Origin of the sequence: Lactobacillus sp. ESL0791 (genome assembly GCF_029433255.1) — a bacterium.
Lineage (GTDB): Bacteria > Bacillota > Bacilli > Lactobacillales > Lactobacillaceae > Lactobacillus.
On the sequence record NZ_JAQTHU010000001.1, the window covers coordinates 953,792 to 978,916 of the forward strand.

Here is a 25,125-nt window from a genome sequence, read left to right on the forward strand (position 1 = left end):
ATGACTACTTTTAATGAATTTCGTGCACATTACACACCCCTGATTGACGATTATTTACAAAAACATTTGGCAACTGAAGTTGATGATCAAAAAATCAGCCAGATTATGTCCTATTCGGTGATGGCTGGCGGCAAGCGGCTGCGGCCGTTACTTTTCTTGGCAACGCTTGATGCTCTAGACCAGCAGATTACTGACCATGATTTGCGCATTGCCTGCGGGATTGAGCTGATTCATACCTATTCGCTGATTCACGATGATTTGCCGGCGATGGATAATGATGATTACCGTCGCGGCAAGTTAACCAGCCACAAAAAATGGGGCGAAGCAGAAGCAATTTTAGCGGGGGATGCATTGCTGCCATTAGGTATTCAGTGGATTAGCGAGGGCAGTCAGTCTGCCGCGCTTGCAACGATTATTACCAAGGCTGTTGGCCCCAACGGGATGGTTGGCGGGCAATATTTGGATATTGATTCAACTAATAATGACAGTGTTGCTGGCGACAGCCAGTTTATCAACCGCATGGAATGGTTAAAAACCGGCTGCCTGATTCAGGCAAGTGTGGAGATGGCCGCTGTTGCTGCCGGTGCTTCTGCTGAACAAAAAAAGCAGCTGCTCGTTTTCAGCCGGGCATTTGGCCGATCTTACCAGATTTATGATGATCTAGTGGATGTAGTTGAAACTAGCGAGGAAGCTGGCAAGGCCACCCATAAAGATCAAGAAGCCGGAAAGAATAATACGTTAACTTTATTGGGAATCAAAGAAAGCCGGTTGGAACTAATAAAGTTAATCGATGAGGCTAAAGCAAGTTTGACTGGCTTGAACGGAACAGTTCTAGCTGGCTTTCTTGCACTATATCAAAAGGTATTGTAATGACAAAAAAACGTGCGGATGTTTTATTAGCGCAGCAAGGAATCTTTAATTCACGCACCCAGGCTCAGCGAGCAATTATGGCCGGCTTGGTATCGGATCATAATCACCAGCGGATTGATAAGAGCGGAACACTTCTTCCTGAGGATGAGGTCTTTTATGTTAAAGATGATGGCAAAAAGTATGTGTCGCGCGGCGGTTTCAAGTTAGAGAAAGCGCTTAAGTCCTTTGCGATTTCACTACAGGATAAGATCTGCCTGGATATTGGCGCTTCAACCGGCGGTTTTACCGATGTTGCTCTGCAAAATGGCGCGAAAAAAGTTTATGCGCTGGATGTTGGATACAACCAACTGGCCTGGCAATTGCGCGATGATCCCCGCGTGATTGTGATGGAAAAGCAGAATTTTCGTTACAGCAAGCCAGCAGACTTTACCCAAGGGCTGCCGGATTTTGCAATGACCGATGTATCCTTCATTTCGCTCGATTTAATTATGCCCCCAATGTACCAAATTCTGCGGGATCACTGTGATGCGGTGTGCTTGATTAAGCCGCAGTTTGAAGCAGGTCCGGAGAATGTCGGCAAGCACGGGATCGTTCACGATCATGCGGTTCACGTTCAGGTAATTAAGCATACAATGGCTAAGGCAATGGCACTCGGTTTTAACGTTCTTGGCCTTGATTTTTCGCCGATTAAGGGCGGCAAAGGCAACATTGAATTTTTAATTCATTTACAAAAAAATATTGCTTCTGGTGGCCAGAAAATTTGGCAGGGAAGTCCGGAAGAGGTTGTTGAAGAGGCAGTTAATAATCTTTAGGAGTTATTAAAATGTTAGTTGAGCTGGATATTAAAAACTTTGCAATTATTAAGGCATTGAAGGTTCGCTTTCAAGAGCACATGACGGTGCTGATCGGGGAAACCGGTGCGGGCAAGTCGATTATTATTGACGCCGTTTCCCTATTAATGGGCGGCCGCGGACAAAAAGAAATGATTCGCAGCGGTGAAAAAAAAGCGGTCGTGACCGGTTTGTTTGAATTAACTGGTCAGGAAAAAAAGATTGCCCAACTATGCGATCAGTATGGTCTGCCATATTCGGACAATCAGCTGGTAATCAGCCGCGAACTCGCAAGTAAGGGCCGCAATGTTGTGCGCATCAACGGACAGCTGACGACGATTAATGTGCTGCGGGACTTAGGCAATTACTTGGTTGATATTCACGGGCAGAATGACCAGCAGATTTTGATGGATCAGGACCGGCAGATTGATTTAGTTGATAATTATGCACCGGAATCCTTCAAGACCGAATTAAAAAAATATCAGGCAGACTTTGCCCAGTGGCAAAAATTAACAGAGCGGTTACGTCATTTGCGTCAAGATGCCCAGGAATTGGCGCAAAAACAAGATATCTTGCAATTTCAAAATGATGAATTAACAGCCGCCGAACTGACCGAGCCCGATGAAGATGACCAGCTGGAAGAAGAATATAACGAGTTAAACAATTATCAGAAAATTGTCGACACGGCCAATTATTTTATGCAGCTTTATGATGATGAAGAGCACGGAATTGAGACTCTGCTAGGGGATGCGCAAACGGCGATGGCCGATCTCTCCGAATATGGTGCCAAATTTAAGGATGTTGCCAAGACGGTTGATGATGGTGTTTACGCATTGAGTGACGCCCGCAGCGAACTGACGAGCCTGCTGGATGAGATGGACTTTGATGAAGAACGCTTTCAGTATGTGTCAAACAGGTTAGACACATTAAACTCACTCAAGAAAAAATATGGTCCGACGCTGCCGGATGTCTTTTCTTTTTATGCAAAGGTGCAAAGAGAGCTAGGACAGTATGAAACTGGCGGCTTAGATGAAGAAGCGTTAGCAAAAGAGGTTGCTGCTTCCGAAAAAAAACTAACAGACGAAGCAAATCAGCTGCACCAGGAAAGAGAAAAAGTTGCCCGTTCGCTGGAAGAAAAAATCAAACAGGAACTGGCCGATCTTTACATGGCAAAAGCACGTTTTTCGATCAGTTTTAGTGAAAGCAAAACCTTTACTAACAAGGGAATTGATGAAATAGTCTTCTTAATTGCTCCAAACCCAGGCGAAGAATTGCTGCCGCTGGTGAAAATAGTTTCCGGCGGTGAGCAGTCGCGGCTGATTTTGGCATTGAAAGCAATTTTCAGCAGAGTAGAGCCTGTGGGCACAATGATCTTTGACGAAATTGATACCGGTGTCTCTGGTCGGGTTTCGGCCGCCATTGGCGAAAAACTGCATTCAATTGGGCAGAGCAAACAGGTGATTGCGATTACCCACTCGCCTCAGGTGGCTGCGGCTGGTGATCAAAAATATCTGGTGGCTAAACAAGTTAAAGACGGGGCAACATATACACAGATTGGTCCGTTGACTCAGGAAGAAACGGTCACGGCAATTGCTGAAATGATGGCGGGCAGCGATGTTACGGAAGCTGCCAAGCAAAATGCTACCGATCTAATGGAAAGTTTTAAAAAGAAAAAATGAAAATAATTCAGACACCGGTTTTAACGGGCGCTGAACAACATGATGTCAAAATGTTAATGCAACAAATTCACCAACATGACCAGACCTACCGCGACCCGTATTTGAGCAATCAATTTAATTATTTCTCAGAAATGCCTGCCTTTATCCTTGCGTATGAAGGCACCCTTTTGATTGGCCTAGCGGTGATTTATGCGGATGAAAAGCCACATGAGGAAGTAGAAGTTTTCGTTGAAGTTTTACCCGAAAGACGCAGGCAGGGAATTGCAAAAAAATTAATCAGGCTGGTTAAAAAAATCTTAGCTGAATACGGGTACTACGATATTTTTTATCTGTCTGAGCAAAATTTTTTAAGGCAAAGTAAAAGTTTCATTGCTAACAATCACTTGGTGCCTGATCCTGCTAATTCGGCTTATTATCTGCAAACAACGAAAATTCCGCGGCTTGCGGTTGCAGCTTCATTAAAAAGGGAGTTGACTGTTGAAAAAATTAAGGAAAGTGAAATCCCTGAGGTAGTTGCAATTTATAAAGAGGTTTTTGGCGAAAGCCGTCAGGTTGCAACTAACTATGTCACGCAGGAATATCATGATTCACTGACTATAAGTTTAGTTTTAAAAAAACAGGGTAAGATCGTTGGCTATTGCAGCATTGATCTGGTTAAGGATGCCTATTTTTATGGCCTGTTTGTCGCTAAAAAGTATCAGGGACGCGGATATGGCAGTTATTTTATGCAAAAAATGATGGAATTACTGCAAGCAAAAGGGATTACGACTTTTGCTTTGGATGTCGAACTAGATAATCAGCGGGCACTGCATGCTTATCAAAAGTTGGGCTTTGAAATTAAAACAAAAATTGTTTATTTGAAAGAGAAAAAATGACTAAACAAGAAATAGGAATAACTGCAACTGCTAATTTGACAAATATACAGAAAACAGAAGTAAATGAGCTGATGGAAAAAATTCATCAGCATGATGGAACCTGTAAGGATCCTTATTTGAGCAACCAATACAGTTATTTTCCGGAGATGCCGATTTTTATTTCGGCTTATGAAAGTGGGGCATTAGTTGGTTTTGTGATGATTTATGCGGATGAAAAGCCAAATGAAGAGGTCGATCTTTACGTTGAAGTTTTGCCGGAAAAGCGCAGACAGGAATAGCTAAAAGCTAGTTGTTCGAGTTTAAACAAATATTAGCTCAATATAACTATTCCAATATTTTTACATTGCTGAGCAAAATTTTTTGAAAAAGAATGACAGCTTCTTATCTGCTAATAATTTGCGAAAAGTTGATAATGAAAGTTTAGATTATTACATGGAAACGACCAATCCTACTGTACTTTCTAAGAATGATTCCTTAAGCGAGCTACTTATGGTTGTTAAAAAACATATTGCTAGTTTAGATTTATACACAGATTGGTCCGTTGACTCAGGAAGAAACAGATGTACGTGACACAAGGGTACAAGGATGATAAGACTCCTGTGTTGTCTTTGAAAAAGCAAGATAAGATAAATCGATCTAATGGAAAGTTTTAAAAAGAAAAATGAAAATATCCAGACACCGGTTTTAACGGGCGCTGAACAACATGATGTCAAAATGCTAATGCAACAAATTCACCAACATGACCAGACCTACCGCGACCCGTATTTTGAGCAATCAATTTAATTATTTTCTCAGAAATGCCTGGGCTTTATCCTGCGTATGAAGGCACCCTTTGATTGGCCTCCAGCGGTGATTACGCGCAATGAAAAGTCATTGATGAGGAAGTAGAAGTTTTCGTTGAAGTTTTACCCGTAAGACGGCATAACTTGCAGTAAATTAATCAGGCTCTTTATTAAAAATCTTAGCTGAATACGGGTACTACGATATTTTTTATCTGTCTGAGCAAAATTTAAGGCAAAGTAAAAGTTTCATTAATTCGGCTTATTATCTGCAAACAACGAAAATTCCGCGGTTTGCGGTTGCAGCTTCATTAAAAGGGAGTTGACTGTTGAAAAATTAAGGAAAGTGAAATCCCTGAGGTAGCTGCATTTATAAAAGAGGTTTTTTATGAAAAGCTCGTCATGGTTGCAACTAACTATGTCACGCAGGAATATCAGGATTCACACTAAAGTTTGTTTTAAAAACAGGGTAAAAGATCGAACAGCCTGTTTGTAGGTGCTGGTTTCATCTATCGGAGGGAATGGATTAACCTTAGCAATACGTAACTGAACGAAGTTGTACTTCGTTCCGCCTTTTAGCTGGTGGTGTTCAGGAGCTTTCATCCATTCAAATTGGCGATAGAGTGAAACCAGCAGCTCAAGCAGGTTTTTGAAAAATTAATGGTGTTTCTATCTCAAGTGGGATGATTTGACTAAAAATATAGGGGAAAGTCAAGTAGCTAGCCTAACTTTTGACGAGCTTAAATAACTCCGAACAAGGTGATTTTGCCCTACATATTAAAACAGGGTTTATGGATAAAATAAGCTACGGTTTAGTGAATCACTAAGTGCTTTACAGCGATTGTTAAGGCTTTGGGAGATTTGATCGTAAAACCTAATATCAATAAGTTGGGTGGTCCAGTTGCCATGTACCAAATGAGTGGAACAGCCCAGGCGGGTCTTTCAACAGTTGTTAAATTTATGGCAATTTTATCAATTAATCTGGGAATTTTTAACTAATTCCAATCCCAGCTCTTGACGGGGGTAAAGGCAACTTTGAATTTTTTAATTCATTTACAAAAAAATATTGCTTCTGGTGGCCAGAATAATTTGGCAGGAAGCCGGAATGAGGTTGTTGAAGAGGCAGTTAATAATCTTTAGAGAGTTATTAAAAAATTTCGCTGGATATTAAAAACTTTGCAATTATTAAGGCATTGAAGGTTCGCTTTCAGAGCACATCAAGGTGCTGATCAGGAAACCGGTGCCGGCAAGTCGATTATTATTGACGCCGTTTCCTCTTAATGGGTGGCCGCGGACAAAAAGAAATGATTCGCAGCGGTGAAAAAATAGCTTAGAAGTCGTGACCGGTTTGTTTTAATTAACTGGTCAGGAAAAAAATTGCCCAAGCGATCAGTATTTTCTGCCATATTCGGACAACTCAGCTGGTAATTGCCGCGAACTCGCAAGTAAGGGCCGCAATGTTGATCGCATCAACGGACAGCTGACAAACTTCATTAATGTGAGCGGGACTTAGGCAAATTACGATTGAAAAACGTCCACGTTATAGTCTTTTAAGGGAGCCGTGAGTTTATCATGAAAAGACGGTTACAGCTTCCATTCAAGCTATGACAGTCTAGATGAAACTTATAACGACTATAAAACAGCCTATGAAAATATCTTCAGTCGTGCCGGTCGCTAACTTTAAGGCAATTATCGGTGACTATGTGGGGCCGATAGAGGAAACCAGCATAGTCAGGAATTTGGCGCAAAAACAAGATATCTTGGTTAATCCTTGATAAAAGTATGCTTCTTTAATGAGCAGAGGAAGTTCTTAACAACATTAAGGAAGATGACTCAGCTTGTTGCTGGTGGGGATACTGTGTTTATGCTGATGGTCAGAGAAATGCTGCCAACCTTGAAATGGCAACAAGTTTTTAAAAATCAAATTCATATGATGAAGAGCCTCTTGAGCTTGAAAAAGTAGCGACACCTGATGTTAAAACAATTGACGATGGCAGCCTTCTTGGACCTTCAGTTGATACAGCTGTTAAAACCTTACTTCTTGTAGCTGATGAAAAACCAGTTGTTATTCTTTTACGCGGGGATGACGCCCGCAGTTAAACTTACTAACCACCTGGGAGATGGACTTCGTCCAGCAACAGAAGATGAAGCTGTTACATTATTTGGAGCTCACTTTGGTTCTCTTGGGAAAATTGGTCTTAAGGAAGGCACTTATGTAATTGCTGACCGTTTTTGAAACAATGCATAATGTTGTAGTTGGAGCAAATGAAACTGGCTACTATATTAATGCCAACCGTGATCGCGTTAGGTTCAGAGTATGTTGACCCCGAAAAAACCAAACAGGTGAAGTGTCACCTGATGGACGTGGAAAGAGAAAATTTGCCCGTGGTATTGCTGGAATCTTTAAAAAATCAAACAGGAACTGTCCGATCTGTTACATGGCAAAAGCACGTTTTTCGATCAGTTTTAGTGAAAGCAAAACCATTTACTAACAAGATGAAAAGCACCTGATGAAATAGTCTTCTTAATTGCTCCAAACCCAGGCGAAGAATTGCTGCCGCTGGTGAAAATAGTTTCCGGCGGTGAGCAGTCGCGGCTGATTTTCATTGAAAGCAATTTTCAGCAGAGTAGAGCCTGTGGGCACAATGATCTTTGACGAAATTGATACCGGTGTCTCTGGTCGGGTTTCGGCCGCCATTGGCGAAAAACTGCATTCAATTGGGCAGAGCAAACAGGTGATTGCGATTACCCACTCGCCTCAGGTGGCTGCGGCTGGTGATCAAAAATATCTGGTGGCTAAAACAAGTTAAAGACGGGGCAACATATACACAGATTGGTCCGTTGACTCAGGAAGAAACGGTCACGGCAATTGCTGAAATGATGGCGGGCAGCGATGTTACGGAAGCTGCCAAGCAAAATGCTACCGATCTAATGGAAAGTTTTAAAAAGAAAAAATGAAAATAATTCAGACACCGGTTTTAACGGGCGCTGAACAACATGATGTCAAAATGTTAATGCAACAAATTCACCAACATGACCAGACCTACCGCGACCCGTATTTGAGCAATCAATTTAATTATTTCTCAGAAATGCCTGCCTTTATCCTTGCGTATGAAGGCACCCTTTTGATTGGCCTAGCGGTGATTTATGCGGATGAAAAGCCACATGAGGAAGTAGAAGTTTTCGTTGAAGTTTTACCCGAAAGACGCAGGCAGGGAATTGCAAAAAAATTAATCAGGCTGGTTAAAAAAATCTTAGCTGAATACGGGTACTACGATATTTTTTATCTGTCTGAGCAAAATTTTTTAAGGCAAAGTAAAAGTTTCATTGCTAACAATCACTTGGTGCCTGATCCTGCTAATTCGGCTTATTATCTGCAAACAACGAAAATTCCGCGGCTTGCGGTTGCAGCTTCATTAAAAAGGGAGTTGACTGTTGAAAAAATTAAGGAAAGTGAAATCCCTGAGGTAGTTGCAATTTATAAAGAGGTTTTTGGCGAAAGCCGTCAGGTTGCAACTAACTATGTCACGCAGGAATATCATGATTCACTGACTATAAGTTTAGTTTTAAAAAAACAGGGTAAGATCGTTGGCTATTGCAGCATTGATCTGGTTAAGGATGCCTATTTTTATGGCCTGTTTGTCGCTAAAAAGTATCAGGGACGCGGATATGGCAGTTATTTTATGCAAAAAATGATGGAATTACTGCAAGCAAAAGGGATTACGACTTTTGCTTTGGATGTCGAACTAGATAATCAGCGGGCACTGCATGCTTATCAAAAGTTGGGCTTTGAAATTAAAACAAAAATTGTTTATTTGAAAGAGAAAAAATGACTAAACAAGAAATAGGAATAACTGCAACTGCTAATTTGACAAATATACAGAAAACAGAAGTAAATGAGCTGATGGAAAAAATTCATCAGCATGATGGAACCTGTAAGGATCCTTATTTGAGCAACCAATACAGTTATTTTCCGGAGATGCCGATTTTTATTTCGGCTTATGAAAGTGGGGCATTAGTTGGTTTTGTGATGATTTATGCGGATGAAAAGCCAAATGAAGAGGTCGATCTTTACGTTGAAGTTTTGCCGGAAAAGCGCAGACAGGGAATAGCTAAAAAGCTAGTTGTTCGAGTTAAACAAATATTAGCTCAATATAACTATTCCAATATTTTTTACATTGCTGAGCAAAATTTTTTGAAAAAGAATGACAGCTTCTTATCTGCTAATAATTTGGAAGTTGATAATGAAAGTTTAGATTATTACATGGAAACGACCAATCCTACTGTACTTTCTAAGAATGATTCCTTAAGCGAGCTACTTATGGTTGTTAAAATGGCCGAACAGGATATTGCTAAAGTAGTTAATATTTATAGTGAAGCTTTTGGTGAAAGTCAGGAAGCTTCACAGATGTACGTGACACAAGGGTACAAGGATGATAAGACTCTGTGTTTTCTTTTGAAAAAGCAAGATAAGATAATCGGCTATTGCTGTGTTGATTGTAGCAAAACAGCATATTTTTATGGTCTGTTTATCGCCAAAGGCTACCGGGGTCAAGGCTATGGTACTTATTTTATTAAGAAAATGATGGAATTATTGCAAGGGAGGGGAGTTAAAGTTTTTGCTTTAGATGTTGAACTTAATAATCCCGCTGCCGTGCAAACTTATCAAAATGCAGGTTTCAAAATTAAATCAGAAGTAGTTTATTTGAAGGAGAAAAAATGACCAATGACTAAGGAAAATACAATCGAAAAATTTTGGCAAGATTTTTGTGCCAAAAGAAAAATTAATACCGAATTGCTTGATGAGGCCTTTGCCTTTGGCGCCGGTAAGGAAATGGCAGATGAATTGAGCAGTTTAGTTGATCACAAGATCAAAACTGCAACCACCAGTATTTATGTTCCTGATGAGAGTTCTTCGCAGGTAGGAAAGTACTGCATCGTTCTTGATGGCAGCAGTAATCCGGTGTGCGTGATTCAAAATAAGGTTTACGAAGTGATGCCGTTTAAGCAGGTTTCGGCGGAACACGCTTATCATGAAGGCGAGGGGGATCGCACTTATGATTATTGGCACAAGGCTCATGTGGATTTCTTTACTAAGGAATGTGCCGAAGAAGGAATGGAGGAATTTACAGATGAGACGTTAGTTGTCTGTGAAGTTTTTACTAAAGTTGAATAGAATTACAAAAGGGTGAATTCAAAATATGATCTGAGCTCACCCTTTTTGATAGAGATTTTTTATTTTTTCCAATTATTCCAAGCTTGATTAATTTTTGTATAACTTATTTTGGCAGTGTCGGAAAACAGTAATTTAGCAGCATCTAAGTCATCTTTTTTTCCAATTCCAACCGAAAATGCACCAGATAAATTAATTGCGGTAATACCTGCAACTGAATCCTCAATACCGATGCAGTCTGTGACTGGAACATCAATTGCTTTAGCAGCAGCTATAAAGATATCAGGAGCGGGTTTACCAGCAGAGATTTTGCCGGGATCGGCGATGGCGTCAAATTTGTCGCTTAAATGCAATTTTTTAAGAATAAATGGTCCGTTTAGACTGGCTGAAGCCAGTGACAGCTTGATTTGCCTGAATTTTAGATCAGCAATGAATTGTGTAATTCCGGGCAAAATATCTTTTTTGGTTAGATTAGACAGCAAACTTTGGTAGAATTTATTTTTTTCAATTGTCAGTTGCGTAAATCTTTCCGGTGAAACCTTAATTTTTAAATAACCTAAAATAATGCGAAGCGAATCTTCACGGCTGACCCCCTTAGTTTGCTTTTCTAATTCATCAGGTAAATTACGATTAAAATTATCTTTAATTAATTTGCGCCAAGCTTGAAAATGATAAGTGGAAGTGTCGGCAATTACGCCATCTAAATCAAACAGTACGCCTTTCATGTATGAATCTCCTTTCGCTCATAAGCGGTGTTTTATTCAAAATGCCGCTTATTTTTTTAAATTCTTGTTTTGAAATATTAATGAACGGAAGTGAGTCGTTTAGTGTTGATAAATTCATCGAATCAAAATTTTCTAAATTTTTTTCTTTTTGTAAAAATGAAAAAACGGTATTAATTGGCATTAGTTCTTTGACCAATTCTTTATCAATCATCAAATTTTTGACAGGCATCTCGATGTCATAATATTCAATGTAACTTTTGTCAGGTTGATAGCAAATATCATAATTTCCGTTGGTTAATATAATTTTTCCTGAAGTTGTTTTGCCATTAATCGTAATATTGGCATTTTGGGAACGCGGCAAAATAACATTTACTATTTGACCAAAGGGAATAATGGCTTTGATTTTAATTGTGTGCAGCTGGTCCGCTTCAAGTTGATATGCAAATTGCAGTTTACCGTATGAACTTTCATAACTGCCTGAAACATGTTTGAGGCGAAAGTCAAAATTTGGTTTAAATGTCACTTTTTGGTAATCAAAGGTAGTTCGATTTAGTCCAAGTACGTATTTATATACCCATTCCATTATTGCGCCGATTGAATAGTGGTTGAGGGAATTCATTCCCTCAGGATTCATTTTTCCGTCTGGTAAAACAGAGTTCCATCTTTCCCAGACCGTTGTTGCGCCTAGCTTGACAGCATATAACCAACTAGGATAATCCTCATTTAGGAAAATTTGCGTTGCTAATTTATGATGCCCATTTGCTGATAAAACTTGACAAACAAGCGGTGTGCCCACAAAACCTGTTTTAAGATGGTTATTATCTTTGTTTAAGCGCTTAAGTAGACCGTTTATGACATGTTTTTTTTGGCTCGCAGGGACTAAATCAAAATAAAGAACCAGGGCATAAGCCGTTTGGGTATCAATTGCTAAGCGGCCGTTGGGTGTGATGTATTCATCTTGGACTGCCTTTTTTATTCTTTGTGCTTGGGCAAAATATTTTTGGGCATCGTGCGCATTTCCTAAAAGTTGTCCCGTCTGGCCAACAATTAAACTGGAATAATAGTAAAAAATGGAAGCAATGAAGTCCTCGTCGGTTTTACCTGTTGGTATTGCGGGATTTTCACCATCTAAGGAAAGCCAGTCACCAAATTGAAAAGAGCCGGTCCACAAATTATTTGTGTTAGTAGTATTAGTAATCCAGTCAACCCATGCTTTCATTGCTGAATAATTTTGGCGTAAAATTGCGGGATCACCAGTTGCTTGGTATGCGTGCCATGGAATGATAGTTGCCGCGTCACCCCAAATTGCTGTGCCGCCAGCATCATTTCCCATTGCCGGTGCATACATTGTTAGCATTCCCTTATGTTGCTTTTGTTCAATTAACATATCTTTTGCATATTTTTTAAAAAATGCGTAGCAATTCATATTTAGAAGGGCGGTATTAGAAAAAATTTCTGCATCTCCGGTCCAGCCCAAGCGTTCGTCACGTTGCGGACAATCGGTAGGAACATCAAAGAAATTACTTTTTTGACTCCAAATAATATTTTTTAAAAGGCGGTTAACTAATGCATTATCAGTTTCAATATTGCCGGTGGTTTTAAGATCTGAATAGATCACAGCAGAACGAAAATCTTTCTTTTTAGGTGTTTGGGCAAAGCCTGTAATTTTTACATAACGGTAACCATAATAAGTAAAGTGTGGCCGAATCCATTCTTTTTTGCCGTTTGATGTATATTCAAAAGCAGCTCGTGCATGACGTAGGTTTTTTTGATAAAAGTTTCCATCTTGCAGGATTTCTCCCATTTCCAATTTAACCGTGCTTTTGCTGGCAGCACGATTATAAAATTCCGGCCAGCCAGCATGATTTTGTCCAAAATCGAGCACAGTTTCTCCCTTGGGAGTATGAATAATATCTTTGACCGGCAAGTATTCATGGATTTTCAGTGGCAGACTCAAGCGATCATGAAGTGCTGTAAGTTCATGATTAATAATTGTAGCTGGCTGCCAATCATGAATTTTTATTGCAGCATTGTAATCTTCACCGTAGTAAATTGCGGACTTAGTAATTTTTCCAGATGTTGTTTGCCAGGATGAATCGCTATTGATAATCCGTTTGCTTCCATCCGTAAATGTTAAATGAAGTTCAGCGATTGCCATCTGCCGTGAACCATAAATATTATTTTGCCCGCCGTCAAAACCGAAAGTTCCTTTGTACCAACCGTCTCCAAGCGAAATTAATAATTCTTGTTCTAATTCGTTACTGAACATTTTGCTAATATCGTATGTTTGTACTTGGGTAAGCTGGTCGTAAGCCGTTATTCCGGGAGTTAAAAATTCACTGCCAACTTTTTTCTGATTAAAATAAACTTCATATAGGCCTAGGCCAGTGATATAAAGGCGTGCGTTGGTTACTGCCTTCGTAAGCCGAAATTTTTTTCGCAGCAAGGTATTTTGTAAAGATTTATCGGAATTACCAATCCATTTTGCAGTGTAATGCTCGTTCATTTTGCCAGTTTCAAAGAAAGTGCTCTTTTGTGTCTTTTCGAAATTATTTTTAAGAAAAACGGTAACCGTATAATGGGTACGCGGGACCAGTTTTAACTTGACATCAAAGCTATTATCAATGTAGTCTTGCCAGCCCGAATCATAAAGTTTGCTTTCAGCACTGATGATTACTCTTTTTTTGACTTCGGCAATTTTGGCTGATGTTTGTGCGCTGAATTCAAGGTAAATTCTGTTGCCAAAAGCAAAACCAATTGGCTCCTGCATATGATTCACTGTGATTTGTAAAATCTTCATTATTAGTTACTCTTTTATAATCTGGTTTCAAAATGACCACAAAATGGATCAACGGGGCTGTGACCATAAAATTTTTCTTTTCCCATTATTTTTCGCAGGATGGCATCAATTGTAACGCCATTTCCTGTGTACGCATTAATGTAGGTTGACACATTGGGAAGATCGAATAGGTGATATGGGTTGCAAGTAGAAATTAAAACGGTTGGAATGCTGCGCATGAACCACGGAGCATCGGCAGCCATTAAATGGATCCAATTGATACGCGTCGTTGTCTGATTACTGGCGGTTTCAATATTGGCAATATACAAAGCAAGATCGAATTGCTCTTTTTCATATTGAATTCCGCCTTCAAAAATTTCGTGAAAATTCAAATTATTTTTATCAAAAATCGTCACGTTAAACCCAAATTGTTCAAGTTTGTTTTTAAATTTATTAGCGACATGTCCGCCTTCTTTAAATCCGCCATCGTCAGTATCACCTAAAACGACTAAACGAATTCGTTGATATTTTTCAGGTGTAATTGGCAGCAGGCGATCACGATCTTTGACTAATGTTACTGATTCGGTTGCTACTTTTTTTGCTGCTTCTTTGTGCTCTGCTAATTTTAAAGTTAGTTTTGGAGAAGTAGCTTCACAGAGTTCGTCGTCTGTATTCATTACGCCCTGAGCAATTTTAGTGGCAATAATTCTTGTTACAGCTTCATCAACCCGTTTAAGTGAAAGAAGATTGTTCTTGATTGCATTTTTGATAAAGTAATAATCCTCGTCAATATCTTTATTAAACAAGATCATGTCAATTCCGGCATTAATTGTTGTCGGCAGTGCTTGAGAGCGCGGCATGATTGCATTATAACCAATCATTGGCGTTGCATCAGTAATCGTTAAGCCATTAAACTTTAAAATTTTCCGCAGTAAACCATCAATTAACAGTTTGGAAGTTGAGGCCGGACGTAAATCTTTATCTTCAATTTCAGGCTGCAAACACCGCTCCCAAGCGGGCTGCATGATATGAGCAATCATAATGCTTGGTAACCCATTTTTGATTAAATGGCGATAAATTTGGCCATAAGTTGCCATCCATTCATCGGCTGATAATGAATTGATTGAACTGAGCAAGTGCTGATCACGTTCATCGACGCCATCGCCGGGAAAGTGTTTAGCTACGGGAATGATTTGATTAGCGGTTAAACCTTTTATTTCGGCATCAGACATTTTAATTACCGTGTTTTGATCACTGCCGAATGTGCGGACATTCATAATTGGATTACGAAAATTTTTGTCAATGTCAACAATAGGTGAAAAAGACATGTTGGCACCAACCTGTTTGGCTTCATATCCAGAAATATTGCCTAACTCGTAAGCATTTTTGCTTCTGCCCGTTGCCGCAATCTGCATTGGACGGCCAAACCAAGTTCCTTCTGTGATAAGGCCATTGCCGCCGGCTTCTAGATTGGCGGCAATAAATAAAGGAATTTTGCTTGCCTTTTGTGCTTGTGCAATTTCTTTTTGTAATTTTTGCGCTTTATCAGGTCTGTACATCATGCCGCCAGGTTGATATTTGACAATAAATTGTTTTAAATCAACATTGTCCTCGTTTTGTCCGATAACGAAAAAAAGTTGCCCGACTTTTTCTTCGATCGACATCTGCTTGATTTTTTGCTGGACAAATTTAATCTGGTCTGCTGTTAAATTATAGGGCATTTTAGTTAAATCAATCATCCACTACCTCCATATATTTCTTGATTTTTATTTTATTTTAACTTACTGTAAAAAAGCACACTATTGTTAAAATTCATACAAAGTCTGTCTATTTCACAGATTCAAATTACCTTTAGGAAGAAATAGGAATGTACGAAAAGATTTTACAAATATTACGGCAAAATAACGGCTTTCGCGATTGGAATGCAATTGAAAAAACGTTTAATCAAAGGGGCAGTAAATTAAAAATTGTCGGCCGTATTAATCGAAAACCAATTTATGAATTTTTCAATACTTATTCAGATAATTTGGTTTTAAACAGTAATGCAATAACAATTTCGGTTCAACCGGTGAAATCGTTTATTCCTTTTCATATTCATGATTACATGGAAATGAATATACCACTGGTAGGCGACTGTGTCGTTGAAACTGAACATGAGAAGGTAAGGGTGCAGCAGGATGACTTGCTCTTCATCGGGATCAAGACGCCGCACAGGGTTGAACCAATAAAAAAGGACGGCGTAGTGCTAAATATTCAGCTACGAAGTTCAGCTTTCTCATTAAATGAATTAAACTTTTTACGAGCTAAAGAGAGCAACATGAATATTTCTAATTTGCTCTTTTCTTTGCTGTCGGATGAAGAACATGGTGAAGGTCGTTATAGTTTATTTAATACAGACCATGATCAAAAAATAGTTAATTTAATTTATGACATTATTGACGAGTATTATCATCCACAAGTGCAAACTGAACAGATAATTAAGTTAGAAATGCTGACTTTGTTTTCGTTGCTTATTCGGAAAACTTATTATTTAGATGTAAAAGTGACAGATTCTAAAAATACCAAAAGTAATTTACTTTCACTGCTGCTTTATATTGAAGAGAATTATAACGATATTACTTTAGAAAAGATGGCAACGCACTTTGGCTTTAATCCCAACTATTTATCTGATTATTTAAAAAGTGAAACAGGCTTGTCATTTATCAAGCTCGTTCAGTTGCAAAGAATAAATATTGCTGCCGAATACTTGACTTATACAAAGGCATCTGTAGAAAGGATAGCTAATAAAGTCGGTTATGAAAATGCATCTTACTTTTATAAGATTTTTAAACAGTATTTTGCAGTATCGCCTTCAAAATACCGCTTAAATACTAGGTAAAAGCTAAAGAGTATAAACTTTTGTTCGTAATTTTTCTTATCGTCAATCTGTGAAATCAACATATTACTTCTGATTTTTGTATATAGTTAATCGCATAACTAGTCTTTATACTTAAAAATAGCTGATCAGTTATTTTTAGATAGATAAAAATACGATTTTTCAGATATGTTATTTAGGAGGATACTATGGAAAAGTTATTAGATAATCCATTCATGCAAAAGCTTCAAGAATGGGGACAAAAATTAGGTAAGAATAAATTTTTGTCCTCACTGCAAGCTGCGATGATGGGAACATTAGGTATTATTCTGGTTGGTTCAATCGCACAAATATTAATGGTATTTTTGGGGCCGACTTTGTTAAAAGTTATTTCTGATAAAGGAGCTATTTATTCATCATTAAACTATATTTATCAATTTACAATGAATTTGATGTCATTGTGGGTAGTAGCCCTTTTTGCTTATAATTATGCTAAAAAGTTAAATCTGAAAGCACCTTTAATGAATATTTTGGATGCTTTGGTTTGCTTTTTCTTAGTAGTCGGGACCATCTCGGTGGATAAAACTGGTAAAGCAACCATTGACATGACATATTTAGGGACACAAGGAATGTTCATTGGCTTCTTAGTTGTCTTTTTATCTGTGCAAATTGAAAACTTTTGTCAAAAAAAGAATGTGCGAATAGATATGCCTAGCGTTGTTCCACCTTTTTTGCAAGAAAGTTTTTCTGCTTTATTGCCATTACTTTTTAGCTCTGTGTTCTTTTCACTGGTTGTAGGCTTAGTTTCCTTTTTGTCACATGGAACTTATACCCTTGCATCTGGATTTACGGCATTATTGTCATATCCGTTAAAGACTTTAACTTCGGTGCCAGGTATGATTATTATGTGTACCCTTGCTGCAGTCTTATGGTGCTTTGGTATTCACGGAACAATGTTGATTTCATCAATAGTTTTGCCTTTGTCAATTCAAGCGATTGCAATGAATGCAGCAGCTCATGCTGCCGGACAGCCTATGAAATTTTATCCAGTATTTTTGTATGCTGGCCTCTCAATGGTTGGGGGAACAGGTAATACATTGCCTTTAGTTTTAATGGGACTAAGATCAAAATCGCAACAAATAAAATCTGTTTCTAAAGTTTCTCTGCTTCCTGGACTATTTAATATTAATGAACCAGTAGCTTTTGGAATGCCGATTATGTATAACCCAATTCTTTGTATTCCTTATGTATTAAGTGTTCCAGTAATAATGTTATTAACATATTTAGGTTATAAGAGTGGCTTTATTCAAGTTCCGTGGTTGCTTATTCCGCCGATGTTACCTTTAGGTTTCCAAAGATACTTAGAAGGATTGAAATGGGAAAACGCAATTTGGGATTATCTAATGATTATTCCTGCAGCATTGCTATATTATCCATTCTTTAAAATATATGAAAAGCAACTATTAAAGAAAGAATCAGAAAATACAGATAAGTAATAATTATAAGGAGCTTATTTATGGCTAAATTTCCTAAAAATTTTTTATGGGGTGGAGCAACTTCTGCTAATCAAATTGAAGGTACTTTTTTAGAACAAGGGAAAGGCTGGTCAACTGCCGATATAGATAAATTCATTCCTAAGGAACAACGAAAATCTGGACCGGCTGATAACTTGGTAAAAAGAGCAGATGTTGAATTTGCTATGCATGATAAAAAAGGAATTTATCCTAAAAGAAATGGAATAGATTTTTACCATCATTACAAAGAGGACATTGCACTTCTTGCTGAAGCCGGCTTTAAAATGTTTCGTATTTCAATTTCATGGCCTAGAATTTTCCCAAATGGCGATGATAAAGAACCAAATGAAGAAGGTCTCAGATTTTATGATAAAGTTTTTGATGAATGCAGGAAAAAAAAGATAGAGCCTTTGGTAACCTTGTCACATTTTGAAATGCCTCTAAATTTAGTTTTAAAGCAAAATGGTTGGCTGTCTCGTAAAACCGTTGATGATTTTGTTCACTATGCTGATGTGGTTTTTAACAGATACAAAAATAAAGTAAGGTATTGGATTACTTTTAATGAAATAAATGTCTTGGAAATGAGTGGTTTTACAAGTGGTGGCATATTAGCTGATAATATCGCTAATAGAAAAGAAGCAAGGTATCAAGCTGCACATCATCAATTTGTGGCTAGTGCTTTAGCAGTTAAGAAATGTCACGAAATCATTCCTAATGCAAGTATTGGTGCAATGATAGCGCGCTTTGAAAGTTATCCTAAAACTTGTAATCCTAAAGATGCGTTAGCTAACGTGAGAGCGAATCAAAACAACTTGTTTTTTAGTGATGTCCAAATCAGAGGCTATTATCCAAGTTACATAAAAAGATTTTTTAAGGATAATGATATACATTTAAAAATTAATGATGGCGATAAAAAAATATTAAGAGAAGGGACCGCTGACTTTCTTGCCTTTAGTTACTATTCTTCCATGGTTGCAATATCTCCAGACGCAACGGAAGGTGAAAAACTAACTTCAGGAAATCTTAAACTTTCGTTTCAAAATCCATATTTAAGGTCAAATGACTGGGGCTGGCAGTTTGATCCAATTGGTTTGCGAATTGCATTGAATGAATTATATGATAGATATCAAGTGCCTTTGTTTGTTGTAGAAAATGGTTTAGGCGCAAAAGATAAACTTTCTAAAGATAACAGAATTCATGATGATTACCGCATTGATTATTTAAAACAACACATTGAACAGATTGGTGAGGCTTATCAAGATGGTGTTGAAATCATGGGGTATTTGATTTGGGGCTGTATAGATTTAGTAAGTGCCAGTTCATGTGAAATGTCCAAACGATATGGGATTGTTTATGTTGATTTGGATGATTACGGTAAAGGAACACTGAAACGTAAGAAGAAAGATTCGTATTATTGGTATAAAAAAGTGGTTGAATCGAATGGCTTAATTTTATAAATCGTTTTCTAATATTTAAAATAATAACCGAGTGGTATAAGAATGGTAAATTTTAAAATAAATTCAAATGTTCAGACTAAATTTTCTCATTATTGGGAATTATGTGTTGGCAGTTCACACGCTTATACTGCTTTACGCGCCGATTATCGTCAACAATTAAAAAAAGTTCATGACGAATTGGGGTTTAAGTATGTTCGCTTTCATGGCATTTTTGACGATGAGATGAGTGTCTGCACTGAAATTTTTGATTTTGGCGGCAAGTCTCACGGTATTGTTTATAATTTTTCTAATATTGATAATATTATCGATTTTCTGCTGAAGATTGGTATGAAACCATTTTTAGAACTCGGCTTTATGCCAAGCTGTATTGCTTCTGACAAAGGGAAAATATTTCCTTATGGCGGAAATAATTCAATGCCTAAATCAGATGAAGAATGGATAGACTTGATCGCTAAATTTACAGATCATATTGTTACGCGGTATGGCGAAAAAGAAGTTGAATCCTGGTTTTTTGAAGTATGGAATGAACCTAACTTACCATTATTTTTTTCTGGAACGCAAAAAGACTACTTTCACTTGTATGAAATAACTGTCAAAACAATAAAGGAAACCGATTCAAAATTAAAAGTTGGCGGTCCGGCAACTTCATTCAATGCTTGGATATCTAAAATGGTAAATTTTTGTGAAAAAAATGATGTTCCACTGGACTTTATTTCCACGCATCACTATCCAACTGATGATCCTTTGTGGAAGAGTGGAATGGGAATAACTGATTTTTTTAAGAATAATTTTGACAATGATATGACTTATCATCGCGGAATTTTGCGTGAAATGGCACAAAAAGTTAAACAAGAAGCCAAAAATTATCCGGTCTATTATACTGAATGGAATGTATCAGCATTTATAGGGGACGTGCTTCATGATGAACCTTATGCCGCAGCCATGGTTGCAAAAACTTTAGCTGATAATGATGGATTGGTCGATGGCTATTCCTTTTGGACTTTTTCAGATATTTTTGAAGAGCAATACCAAAAGCCGAGTGTTTTTCATGGAGGGTTTGGCTTGCAAACTTATCAAGGAATTGAAAAACCAGTCTACCGTATTTTTGAGATTTTCCATCATTTGGGCGATACACGCCTGGCGGTTATAAGTTATAATTCAGGAGCGACTGCTGAACTTTTAGCAATTAAAAAAGGATCAAACTTACAGTTATTAGCGTATAACCATAATGTCCCTAACGAAAAAATTGAGAAACAAAGAATTTTAATTGATGTGGCAAAGCCTAATTTGACAACTGATTGTAGTTTGTTAAGAATTGATGAAGATCATGCCAATGCAAAAAAATATTGGCAAAAATTGGGCGAACCAACATATGTAACGGAAACTCAAGCGAAAAACTTACATTGTGCTTCTGAACTAAAACAAGAAACTTTAAAAATATTAAATGGCAAAATTGAATTGGAAATGCCGATTCATTCTTGTGCTTTCGTAACTATTGAAAATTATTTTGCTTAATCATTGGATTCTGCGATTAATCCTGTTGATAAATATCCTGTGGTGTTATGCTAACAGGATATTTTTTATTCAAGATCAAATATGTAAAAATCTAATTAAAGTAAAGAGGTTACAGAATAAGGTATTAGTTGTTTGTGAAAATTTTGCTGAGGCGTGTGAAGGTTAATTTGACCAGGCAGCAGAAGAAGATAAGTTAATTGAGCTTAGAGCAAGGGTGGGTTTGCATAAATAACTTTTTGGCGAACAGCAAAGCACTAAAACCTTTCATAAGAAAAGAGCGTAAATCGAACTTGTATAATTTTTATGCAAAATCTACGCGTAAAATTTCCTTTACGTTAACTATTTTTAATATTTTTTGTTCGTCTAACCGGAATACAAAACGGTGAGGGGAAAGACGTTTGATAATTTGACCAATATCACTGCTGCCGTCTTGGTATGTCAGTAAAATATATGGTTTGTGTAGAAGGGCGAAGCTTAACTTGGCAAGAATTTTGCTACCGTCTTGGCCGTAAATACTTAACTTGTCTTCGTCGTATGAAAACAGGTAATGGTATAACTTCTTTAATGGTTTGGTGATTGTTGTTGTAAAAGAGTTAAGGTAATTCATGTTTATCCTCGCAATATCGAACGTTTGTTTGAATAAATCCATTATACGAACAAATGTTTTCAAAAACAAGTGTTTGGGTAAAATTTCTAAAATTAACAAACTTGAAAAATAAATCACTTTAGTGCAAACTAGATATGATAGTTAGTAATAAGGAAGTTTGGCATGGCAGATAAAGGTTTACTACTTGTCCTTTCGGGCCCTTCAGGTGTTGGTAAAGGTACTGTTAAGAGCGCAATCGTTGAAAACAAGATATTTCCTTTTGAATACTCGGTTTCGATGACGACGCGCGCTCCGCGTCCAGGAGAAGTTGACGGAAAAGACTATTATTTTGTTACAAAAGAACGGTTTAAAGAGGCGATTAACCAGGGTGAGCTTTTGGAATATAATGAATACGTCAATCATCATTATGGAACCCCGTTGGCACCGGTGAAAAAAATGCTGGCAGAGGGCAAAGATGTTTTGCTGGAAATTGATGTTAATGGTGCTAAAAAAGTTCGTGAAAAAATGCCTGATGGTGTGTTTATTTTTTTAACACCGCCAGACTTGCACACGCTGCATTTGCGGCTGGAACACCGCGGGACCGAGTCTGAGGACGTAATTATGGGACGCATCAGACAGGCTCGCAAAGAGATTTTGGTAATGCAGGATTATGATTACGCGGTAGTCAATGATACCGTTGCTAATGCGGTCGATCACATCAAAGCGATTGTTGATGCGGAACACGTTAGCGTTAAGCGGGTTATTGATGATTATCGGAAAATGGTCAGGGAGGACTAAAATGAGAGTTACATATCCATCAATTGATAAGTTATTGGATCAGGTTGATTCACGTTATTCACTGTCGGTGCTGGCAGCCAAGCGAGCACACGAACTGGAAGCTGGTGATCCCGAAGCGCTTAAAGATTACAAATGTGAAAAAGTGGTTGGCCAAGCACTTGAGGAGATTGCGGCTGGTAAAGTTACAGTTGACGAAAACCGCAGTGAAGTTAATCAAAAAGAAGATTAAATTTATGACCTCCATCAGAAAAGTGATGGGTGGTCATTTTTCATCTGGGGGAAGTAAATGATTGCACAGGTTATTGTCGATATTGCAGCTAAGCAAACCGACCGGATTTTTGAATATCATGTGCCGGAAGAGCTAACTGATATTGAAATTGGCTCACGGGTTTTTGTGCCTTTTGGTCCCAGAAAACTGCAGGGCTTTGTTGTGGGCTTGAGTGAAACAAGCAATTTTACTGGAGTGTTGAAGGATGTTTTGCTGGTTGTTGATGAATTACCACCTTTAACACCTGAATTAGTAGAATTATCTGCAGCTTTGGCCGACCATGTTTTTTCTTACCGCAGTACGATTTTGAAAACGATGCTTCCCCGGGTGATGCGTGCCAATTACCGCAAAATTTTGGTGCCTCTTTCTGTTGCAGCCAAGAAGCTGCCCTTTTTTCAAGGCCCGCCGATTGATTTAACCCAAGTAACGGATGCCAAGGAAATTGCGTTTGTGCGGAAGTTGCTGCGGAAGAATCAAGCCAAAATTGAGTATTTAGTTGAAAACAAGGCCCGGATTAAAACCGTCAATCAATATAAATTGACCAAAACTGAAAAAGACTACCGTGCAATTTATGAGAAATTGCGCAAGACTGCCGTTAAGCAAAAGACGCTGCTGATGGATATCATCGAAAATTACGAAAAATATCCTAAATTACAGTCTGCAATTGAAAGTGATTTGCAGGTTAACACCGCTACTCTGACAGCTGCCGTCAAAAAGGGCTGGCTTAAAAAGACAACCATAGAAGTTTACCGTGATCCGCTGGCTGAAAGCACCCCATATGAAAGTAAACAGATTGTTTTAAATGAGGAACAAGAAGCCGCTTTGCGCCAAATAATACCGTCAATTCAGCAAAAAAAGGAGCAAATTTTTTTGCTGGAAGGCATCACAGGTAGTGGCAAAACGGAGGTCTATCTGCATGCAATTAGTGAAACGTTAAAGCAAGGCCGAAATGCCCTGATGCTGGTGCCAGAAATTTCTTTGACACCGCAGATGGTCCGGCAGGTTAAGGCGCACTTTGGTGAAGAGGTCGCGGTTCTGCACAGCGGTTTGTCCGACGGTGAGGTCTATGACGAATGGCGCCGAATTCGCCGCGGTGAAATTCGGGTAGTCGTCGGTGCCCGTAGTGCGGTCTTTGCCCCCTTGACTAATATTGGTCTGATCGTGATTGATGAAGAACATGAATCGTCTTATAAGCAGGAGGATACTCCCCGTTACCATGCCCGAGATGTTGCAATTTGGCGCAGCCGCTATAATTCCTGTCCCCTTGTCTTGGGGAGTGCGACTCCTTCTTTAGCCAGCCGGGCGCGTGCACAAAAGGGTGTTTACCAACTGCTGCGGCTGACCAAGCGGGCTAATAATAAAAAGCTGCCGCAAGTGAAATTGATTGATCTCAAGCAGGTTGAATTTGCCGGCGGCCAGTTTGATTTGGCGGTTGAACTGGTGGCGGCAATTGAGGACAGGCTGGCAAGACACGAACAGGTAATTTTGCTTCTAAACCGCCGCGGTTTTGCCAATTTTATGCTCTGCCGTGAGTGCGGCTACGTTATGAAGTGTCCCAACTGCGACTTGTCACTAACGATGCACAAGGATACAGGCAGGATGCAGTGCCACTACTGCGGTTACAGTGAAATAATTCCTCAGCGCTGTCCCAACTGTCAAAGTAAACAGATCCGTTTTTTAGGCACTGGAACCCAAAAAGTCCAGGAAGAATTGCTTGACCTGCTGCCTACCGCTAAAATTCTGCGGATGGATGTCGATACAACGAGGCGCAAGGGCAGTTATGAAAAAATTCTTGATGCTTTTGGTCGCCATGAAGCGGATATTTTGCTTGGTACCCAAATGATTGCCAAAGGCCTAGATTTCCCTAACGTGACTCTAGTTGGCGTCATTAATGCGGATACGGGCCTGTGGGTTCCCGATTATAACGCATCGGAGCGGACGTTTGAGCTGTTAACGCAAGTTTCGGGCCGGGCCGGCCGAGCAGAAAAAAAGGGGCAGGTGCTGATCCAAACGTATAATCCGGAACATTATGCGATTTCCTTGGCACAGACGCAGGACTATGAGCGGTTTTACGGTTACGAAATGCAGGTGCGGCATGCTGGCAATTATCCGCCCTATTTTTATACGGTTTTGATTTCAGTTGCCGCTAAAAAGGAACAAAATGCTGCCCGCGAGGCATTTCAAATCAAACGGCGCTTGCAGGCAAACTTGCACAAAGAAACGATTATTTTGGGACCAACCCCAAGTGCAGTTTCTAAATTAAAAAATCAATATTACTATCAAATACTGGTAAAATATAAGAAAGAAGATAGTCTCAAGAGTTTATTGCATAGAATTCAGGATTCGGCTCAAGACGTTAAGAAATACGGCCTAAATGTTTATATTGATAATGAACCTGAAAGAATAATGTAAAGGAGAAAGTT

Annotated in this window: 23 protein-coding genes and 3 pseudogenes; 22 read left to right on the top strand and 4 right to left on the bottom strand. The window is 38.7% G+C overall.

The window, feature by feature from the left end; all coding sequences use genetic code 11:
* The 15 genes and pseudogenes from PT285_RS04765 to PT285_RS04835 all read left to right on the top strand — a co-directional run bounded on the left by PT285_RS04765 (window position 1) and on the right by PT285_RS04835 (window position 10,209).
* Window positions 1-870 (top strand): polyprenyl synthetase family protein, encoded by an 870-nt coding sequence (locus PT285_RS04765; protein WP_277148266.1) that lies wholly within the window; start codon window positions 1-3, stop codon window positions 868-870.
* On the top strand, window positions 870-1,682 hold the full coding sequence (locus PT285_RS04770; RefSeq protein ID WP_277148268.1) for a TlyA family RNA methyltransferase: 813 nt from the start codon (window positions 870-872) through the stop codon (window positions 1,680-1,682). Before PT285_RS04765 ends, PT285_RS04770 begins: the two co-directional genes overlap by 1 nt.
* An 11-nt stretch (window positions 1,683-1,693) precedes the next feature.
* Window positions 1,694-3,379: a DNA repair protein RecN gene (gene recN / locus PT285_RS04775; RefSeq protein ID WP_277148270.1), complete on the top strand. Its 1,686-nt coding sequence runs from the start codon at window positions 1,694-1,696 to the stop codon at window positions 3,377-3,379.
* Window positions 3,376-4,254: a GNAT family N-acetyltransferase gene (locus tag PT285_RS04780; RefSeq protein WP_277148272.1), complete on the top strand. Its 879-nt coding sequence runs from the start codon at window positions 3,376-3,378 to the stop codon at window positions 4,252-4,254. Before recN ends, PT285_RS04780 begins: the two co-directional genes overlap by 4 nt.
* Window positions 4,251-4,532: a hypothetical protein gene (locus PT285_RS04785; protein ID WP_277148274.1), complete on the top strand. Its 282-nt coding sequence runs from the start codon at window positions 4,251-4,253 to the stop codon at window positions 4,530-4,532. The genes PT285_RS04780 and PT285_RS04785 overlap by 4 nt, the downstream gene beginning before the upstream one ends.
* A gap of 361 nt (window positions 4,533-4,893) precedes the next feature.
* Window positions 4,894-5,037, top strand: coding sequence for a hypothetical protein (locus PT285_RS04790; RefSeq protein WP_277148276.1), 144 nt, complete (start codon window positions 4,894-4,896; stop codon window positions 5,035-5,037).
* 836 nt (window positions 5,038-5,873) lie between these two features.
* A pseudogene (locus tag PT285_RS04795) lies at window positions 5,874-6,061 on the top strand (site-2 protease family protein); the annotation flags it as partial.
* A 126-nt stretch (window positions 6,062-6,187) separates the two neighbouring features.
* Window positions 6,188-6,551 (top strand): annotated as a pseudogene (locus tag PT285_RS04800) (DNA repair protein RecN); the annotation flags it as partial.
* A 128-nt stretch (window positions 6,552-6,679) separates the two neighbouring features.
* Window positions 6,680-6,808 (top strand): hypothetical protein, encoded by a 129-nt coding sequence (locus PT285_RS04805; protein WP_277148280.1) that lies wholly within the window; start codon window positions 6,680-6,682, stop codon window positions 6,806-6,808.
* A gap of 53 nt (window positions 6,809-6,861) precedes the next feature.
* On the top strand, window positions 6,862-6,996 hold the full coding sequence (locus tag PT285_RS04810; RefSeq protein ID WP_277148282.1) for a hypothetical protein: 135 nt from the start codon (window positions 6,862-6,864) through the stop codon (window positions 6,994-6,996).
* Between the two features lie 99 nt (window positions 6,997-7,095).
* The gene (locus PT285_RS04815) at window positions 7,096-7,269 is read left to right on the top strand and encodes a YbaK/EbsC family protein (RefSeq protein ID WP_277148284.1); all 174 of its coding nucleotides are present in this window, start codon (window positions 7,096-7,098) and stop codon (window positions 7,267-7,269) included.
* A 171-nt stretch (window positions 7,270-7,440) separates the two neighbouring features.
* Window positions 7,441-7,991 (top strand): annotated as a pseudogene (locus tag PT285_RS04820) (DNA repair protein RecN); the annotation flags it as partial.
* Window positions 7,988-8,866, top strand: coding sequence for a GNAT family N-acetyltransferase (locus PT285_RS04825; protein WP_277148272.1), 879 nt, complete (start codon window positions 7,988-7,990; stop codon window positions 8,864-8,866). The pseudogene PT285_RS04820 and the gene PT285_RS04825, both read left to right, overlap by 4 nt.
* Window positions 8,863-9,756: a GNAT family N-acetyltransferase gene (locus PT285_RS04830; protein WP_277148286.1), complete on the top strand. Its 894-nt coding sequence runs from the start codon at window positions 8,863-8,865 to the stop codon at window positions 9,754-9,756. The genes PT285_RS04825 and PT285_RS04830 overlap by 4 nt, the downstream gene beginning before the upstream one ends.
* Before the next feature lie 3 nt (window positions 9,757-9,759).
* Window positions 9,760-10,209: an ASCH domain-containing protein gene (locus PT285_RS04835; protein WP_277148288.1), complete on the top strand. Its 450-nt coding sequence runs from the start codon at window positions 9,760-9,762 to the stop codon at window positions 10,207-10,209.
* Between the two features lie 59 nt (window positions 10,210-10,268).
* Here PT285_RS04835 and pgmB read toward each other — a convergent pair whose 3' ends face one another.
* From pgmB to PT285_RS04850, 3 genes are read right to left on the bottom strand one after another with little or no spacing between them, the layout of a single operon-like run.
* Entirely contained in the window at window positions 10,269-10,931 is a 663-nt protein-coding gene (gene pgmB / locus PT285_RS04840) for a beta-phosphoglucomutase (protein WP_277148290.1), read from the bottom strand.
* A complete protein-coding gene (locus PT285_RS04845) occupies window positions 10,912-13,731 on the bottom strand; it encodes an alpha-L-rhamnosidase (RefSeq protein ID WP_277148292.1) in 2,820 nt (939 codons plus the stop codon). Before PT285_RS04845 ends, pgmB begins: the two co-directional genes overlap by 20 nt.
* A 14-nt stretch (window positions 13,732-13,745) precedes the next feature.
* Window positions 13,746-15,449 carry a glycoside hydrolase family 3 protein gene (locus tag PT285_RS04850; protein WP_277148294.1) on the bottom strand — a complete coding sequence of 568 codons (1,704 nt, stop codon included), beginning with the start codon at window positions 15,447-15,449 and terminating at the stop codon, window positions 13,746-13,748.
* A gap of 128 nt (window positions 15,450-15,577) precedes the next feature.
* Between PT285_RS04850 and PT285_RS04855 the strand changes: the two genes are divergently transcribed.
* From PT285_RS04855 to PT285_RS04870, 4 genes are all read left to right on the top strand, one after another.
* Window positions 15,578-16,588 carry an AraC family transcriptional regulator gene (locus tag PT285_RS04855; RefSeq protein ID WP_277148296.1) on the top strand — a complete coding sequence of 337 codons (1,011 nt, stop codon included), beginning with the start codon at window positions 15,578-15,580 and terminating at the stop codon, window positions 16,586-16,588.
* Between the two features lie 185 nt (window positions 16,589-16,773).
* Window positions 16,774-18,060 (top strand): PTS sugar transporter subunit IIC, encoded by a 1,287-nt coding sequence (locus tag PT285_RS04860; protein ID WP_277148298.1) that lies wholly within the window; start codon window positions 16,774-16,776, stop codon window positions 18,058-18,060.
* Between the two features lie 20 nt (window positions 18,061-18,080).
* Complete coding sequence (locus tag PT285_RS04865; protein WP_277148299.1) at window positions 18,081-19,535, top strand: glycoside hydrolase family 1 protein; 1,455 nt, start codon at window positions 18,081-18,083, stop codon at window positions 19,533-19,535.
* 42 nt (window positions 19,536-19,577) lie between these two features.
* On the top strand, window positions 19,578-21,050 hold the full coding sequence (locus PT285_RS04870) for a cellulase family glycosylhydrolase (RefSeq protein WP_277148301.1): 1,473 nt from the start codon (window positions 19,578-19,580) through the stop codon (window positions 21,048-21,050).
* A gap of 301 nt (window positions 21,051-21,351) precedes the next feature.
* Here PT285_RS04870 and PT285_RS04875 read toward each other — a convergent pair whose 3' ends face one another.
* Complete coding sequence (locus PT285_RS04875; protein ID WP_277148303.1) at window positions 21,352-21,657, bottom strand: hypothetical protein; 306 nt, start codon at window positions 21,655-21,657, stop codon at window positions 21,352-21,354.
* A 162-nt stretch (window positions 21,658-21,819) separates the two neighbouring features.
* Between PT285_RS04875 and gmk the strand changes: the two genes are divergently transcribed.
* From gmk to priA, 3 genes are read left to right on the top strand one after another with little or no spacing between them, the layout of a single operon-like run.
* Entirely contained in the window at window positions 21,820-22,434 is a 615-nt protein-coding gene (gene gmk, locus PT285_RS04880; protein ID WP_277148305.1) for a guanylate kinase, read from the top strand.
* 1 nt (window position 22,435) lies between these two features.
* Complete coding sequence (gene rpoZ, locus PT285_RS04885; protein WP_277148307.1) at window positions 22,436-22,663, top strand: DNA-directed RNA polymerase subunit omega; 228 nt, start codon at window positions 22,436-22,438, stop codon at window positions 22,661-22,663.
* Between the two features lie 57 nt (window positions 22,664-22,720).
* Window positions 22,721-25,114 carry a primosomal protein N' gene (gene priA, locus PT285_RS04890; RefSeq protein ID WP_277148309.1) on the top strand — a complete coding sequence of 798 codons (2,394 nt, stop codon included), beginning with the start codon at window positions 22,721-22,723 and terminating at the stop codon, window positions 25,112-25,114.
* Window positions 25,115-25,125 lie beyond the last annotated feature (11 nt).

Coding starts and splice junctions, on each gene's coding strand:
- PT285_RS04855 (WP_277148296.1), top strand. CDS start 15,578: ATGTACGAAAAGATTTTACAAATATTACGGCAAAATAACGGCTTTCGC.
- pgmB (WP_277148290.1), bottom strand. CDS start 10,931: ATGAAAGGCGTACTGTTTGATTTAGATGGCGTAATTGCCGACACTTCC.
- rpoZ (WP_277148307.1), top strand. CDS start 22,436: ATGAGAGTTACATATCCATCAATTGATAAGTTATTGGATCAGGTTGAT.
- gmk (WP_277148305.1), top strand. CDS start 21,820: ATGGCAGATAAAGGTTTACTACTTGTCCTTTCGGGCCCTTCAGGTGTT.
- PT285_RS04765 (WP_277148266.1), top strand. CDS start 1: ATGACTACTTTTAATGAATTTCGTGCACATTACACACCCCTGATTGAC.
- PT285_RS04875 (WP_277148303.1), bottom strand. CDS start 21,657: ATGAATTACCTTAACTCTTTTACAACAACAATCACCAAACCATTAAAG.
- PT285_RS04805 (WP_277148280.1), top strand. CDS start 6,680: ATGAAAATATCTTCAGTCGTGCCGGTCGCTAACTTTAAGGCAATTATC.
- PT285_RS04770 (WP_277148268.1), top strand. CDS start 870: ATGACAAAAAAACGTGCGGATGTTTTATTAGCGCAGCAAGGAATCTTT.
- PT285_RS04780 (WP_277148272.1), top strand. CDS start 3,376: ATGAAAATAATTCAGACACCGGTTTTAACGGGCGCTGAACAACATGAT.
- PT285_RS04870 (WP_277148301.1), top strand. CDS start 19,578: ATGGTAAATTTTAAAATAAATTCAAATGTTCAGACTAAATTTTCTCAT.
- PT285_RS04830 (WP_277148286.1), top strand. CDS start 8,863: ATGACTAAACAAGAAATAGGAATAACTGCAACTGCTAATTTGACAAAT.
- PT285_RS04850 (WP_277148294.1), bottom strand. CDS start 15,449: ATGATTGATTTAACTAAAATGCCCTATAATTTAACAGCAGACCAGATT.
- PT285_RS04835 (WP_277148288.1), top strand. CDS start 9,760: ATGACTAAGGAAAATACAATCGAAAAATTTTGGCAAGATTTTTGTGCC.
- PT285_RS04845 (WP_277148292.1), bottom strand. CDS start 13,731: ATGAAGATTTTACAAATCACAGTGAATCATATGCAGGAGCCAATTGGT.
- PT285_RS04790 (WP_277148276.1), top strand. CDS start 4,894: ATGGAAAGTTTTAAAAAGAAAAATGAAAATATCCAGACACCGGTTTTA.
- PT285_RS04810 (WP_277148282.1), top strand. CDS start 6,862: ATGACTCAGCTTGTTGCTGGTGGGGATACTGTGTTTATGCTGATGGTC.
- recN (WP_277148270.1), top strand. CDS start 1,694: ATGTTAGTTGAGCTGGATATTAAAAACTTTGCAATTATTAAGGCATTG.
- PT285_RS04785 (WP_277148274.1), top strand. CDS start 4,251: ATGACTAAACAAGAAATAGGAATAACTGCAACTGCTAATTTGACAAAT.
- PT285_RS04825 (WP_277148272.1), top strand. CDS start 7,988: ATGAAAATAATTCAGACACCGGTTTTAACGGGCGCTGAACAACATGAT.
- priA (WP_277148309.1), top strand. CDS start 22,721: ATGATTGCACAGGTTATTGTCGATATTGCAGCTAAGCAAACCGACCGG.
- PT285_RS04860 (WP_277148298.1), top strand. CDS start 16,774: ATGGAAAAGTTATTAGATAATCCATTCATGCAAAAGCTTCAAGAATGG.
- PT285_RS04865 (WP_277148299.1), top strand. CDS start 18,081: ATGGCTAAATTTCCTAAAAATTTTTTATGGGGTGGAGCAACTTCTGCT.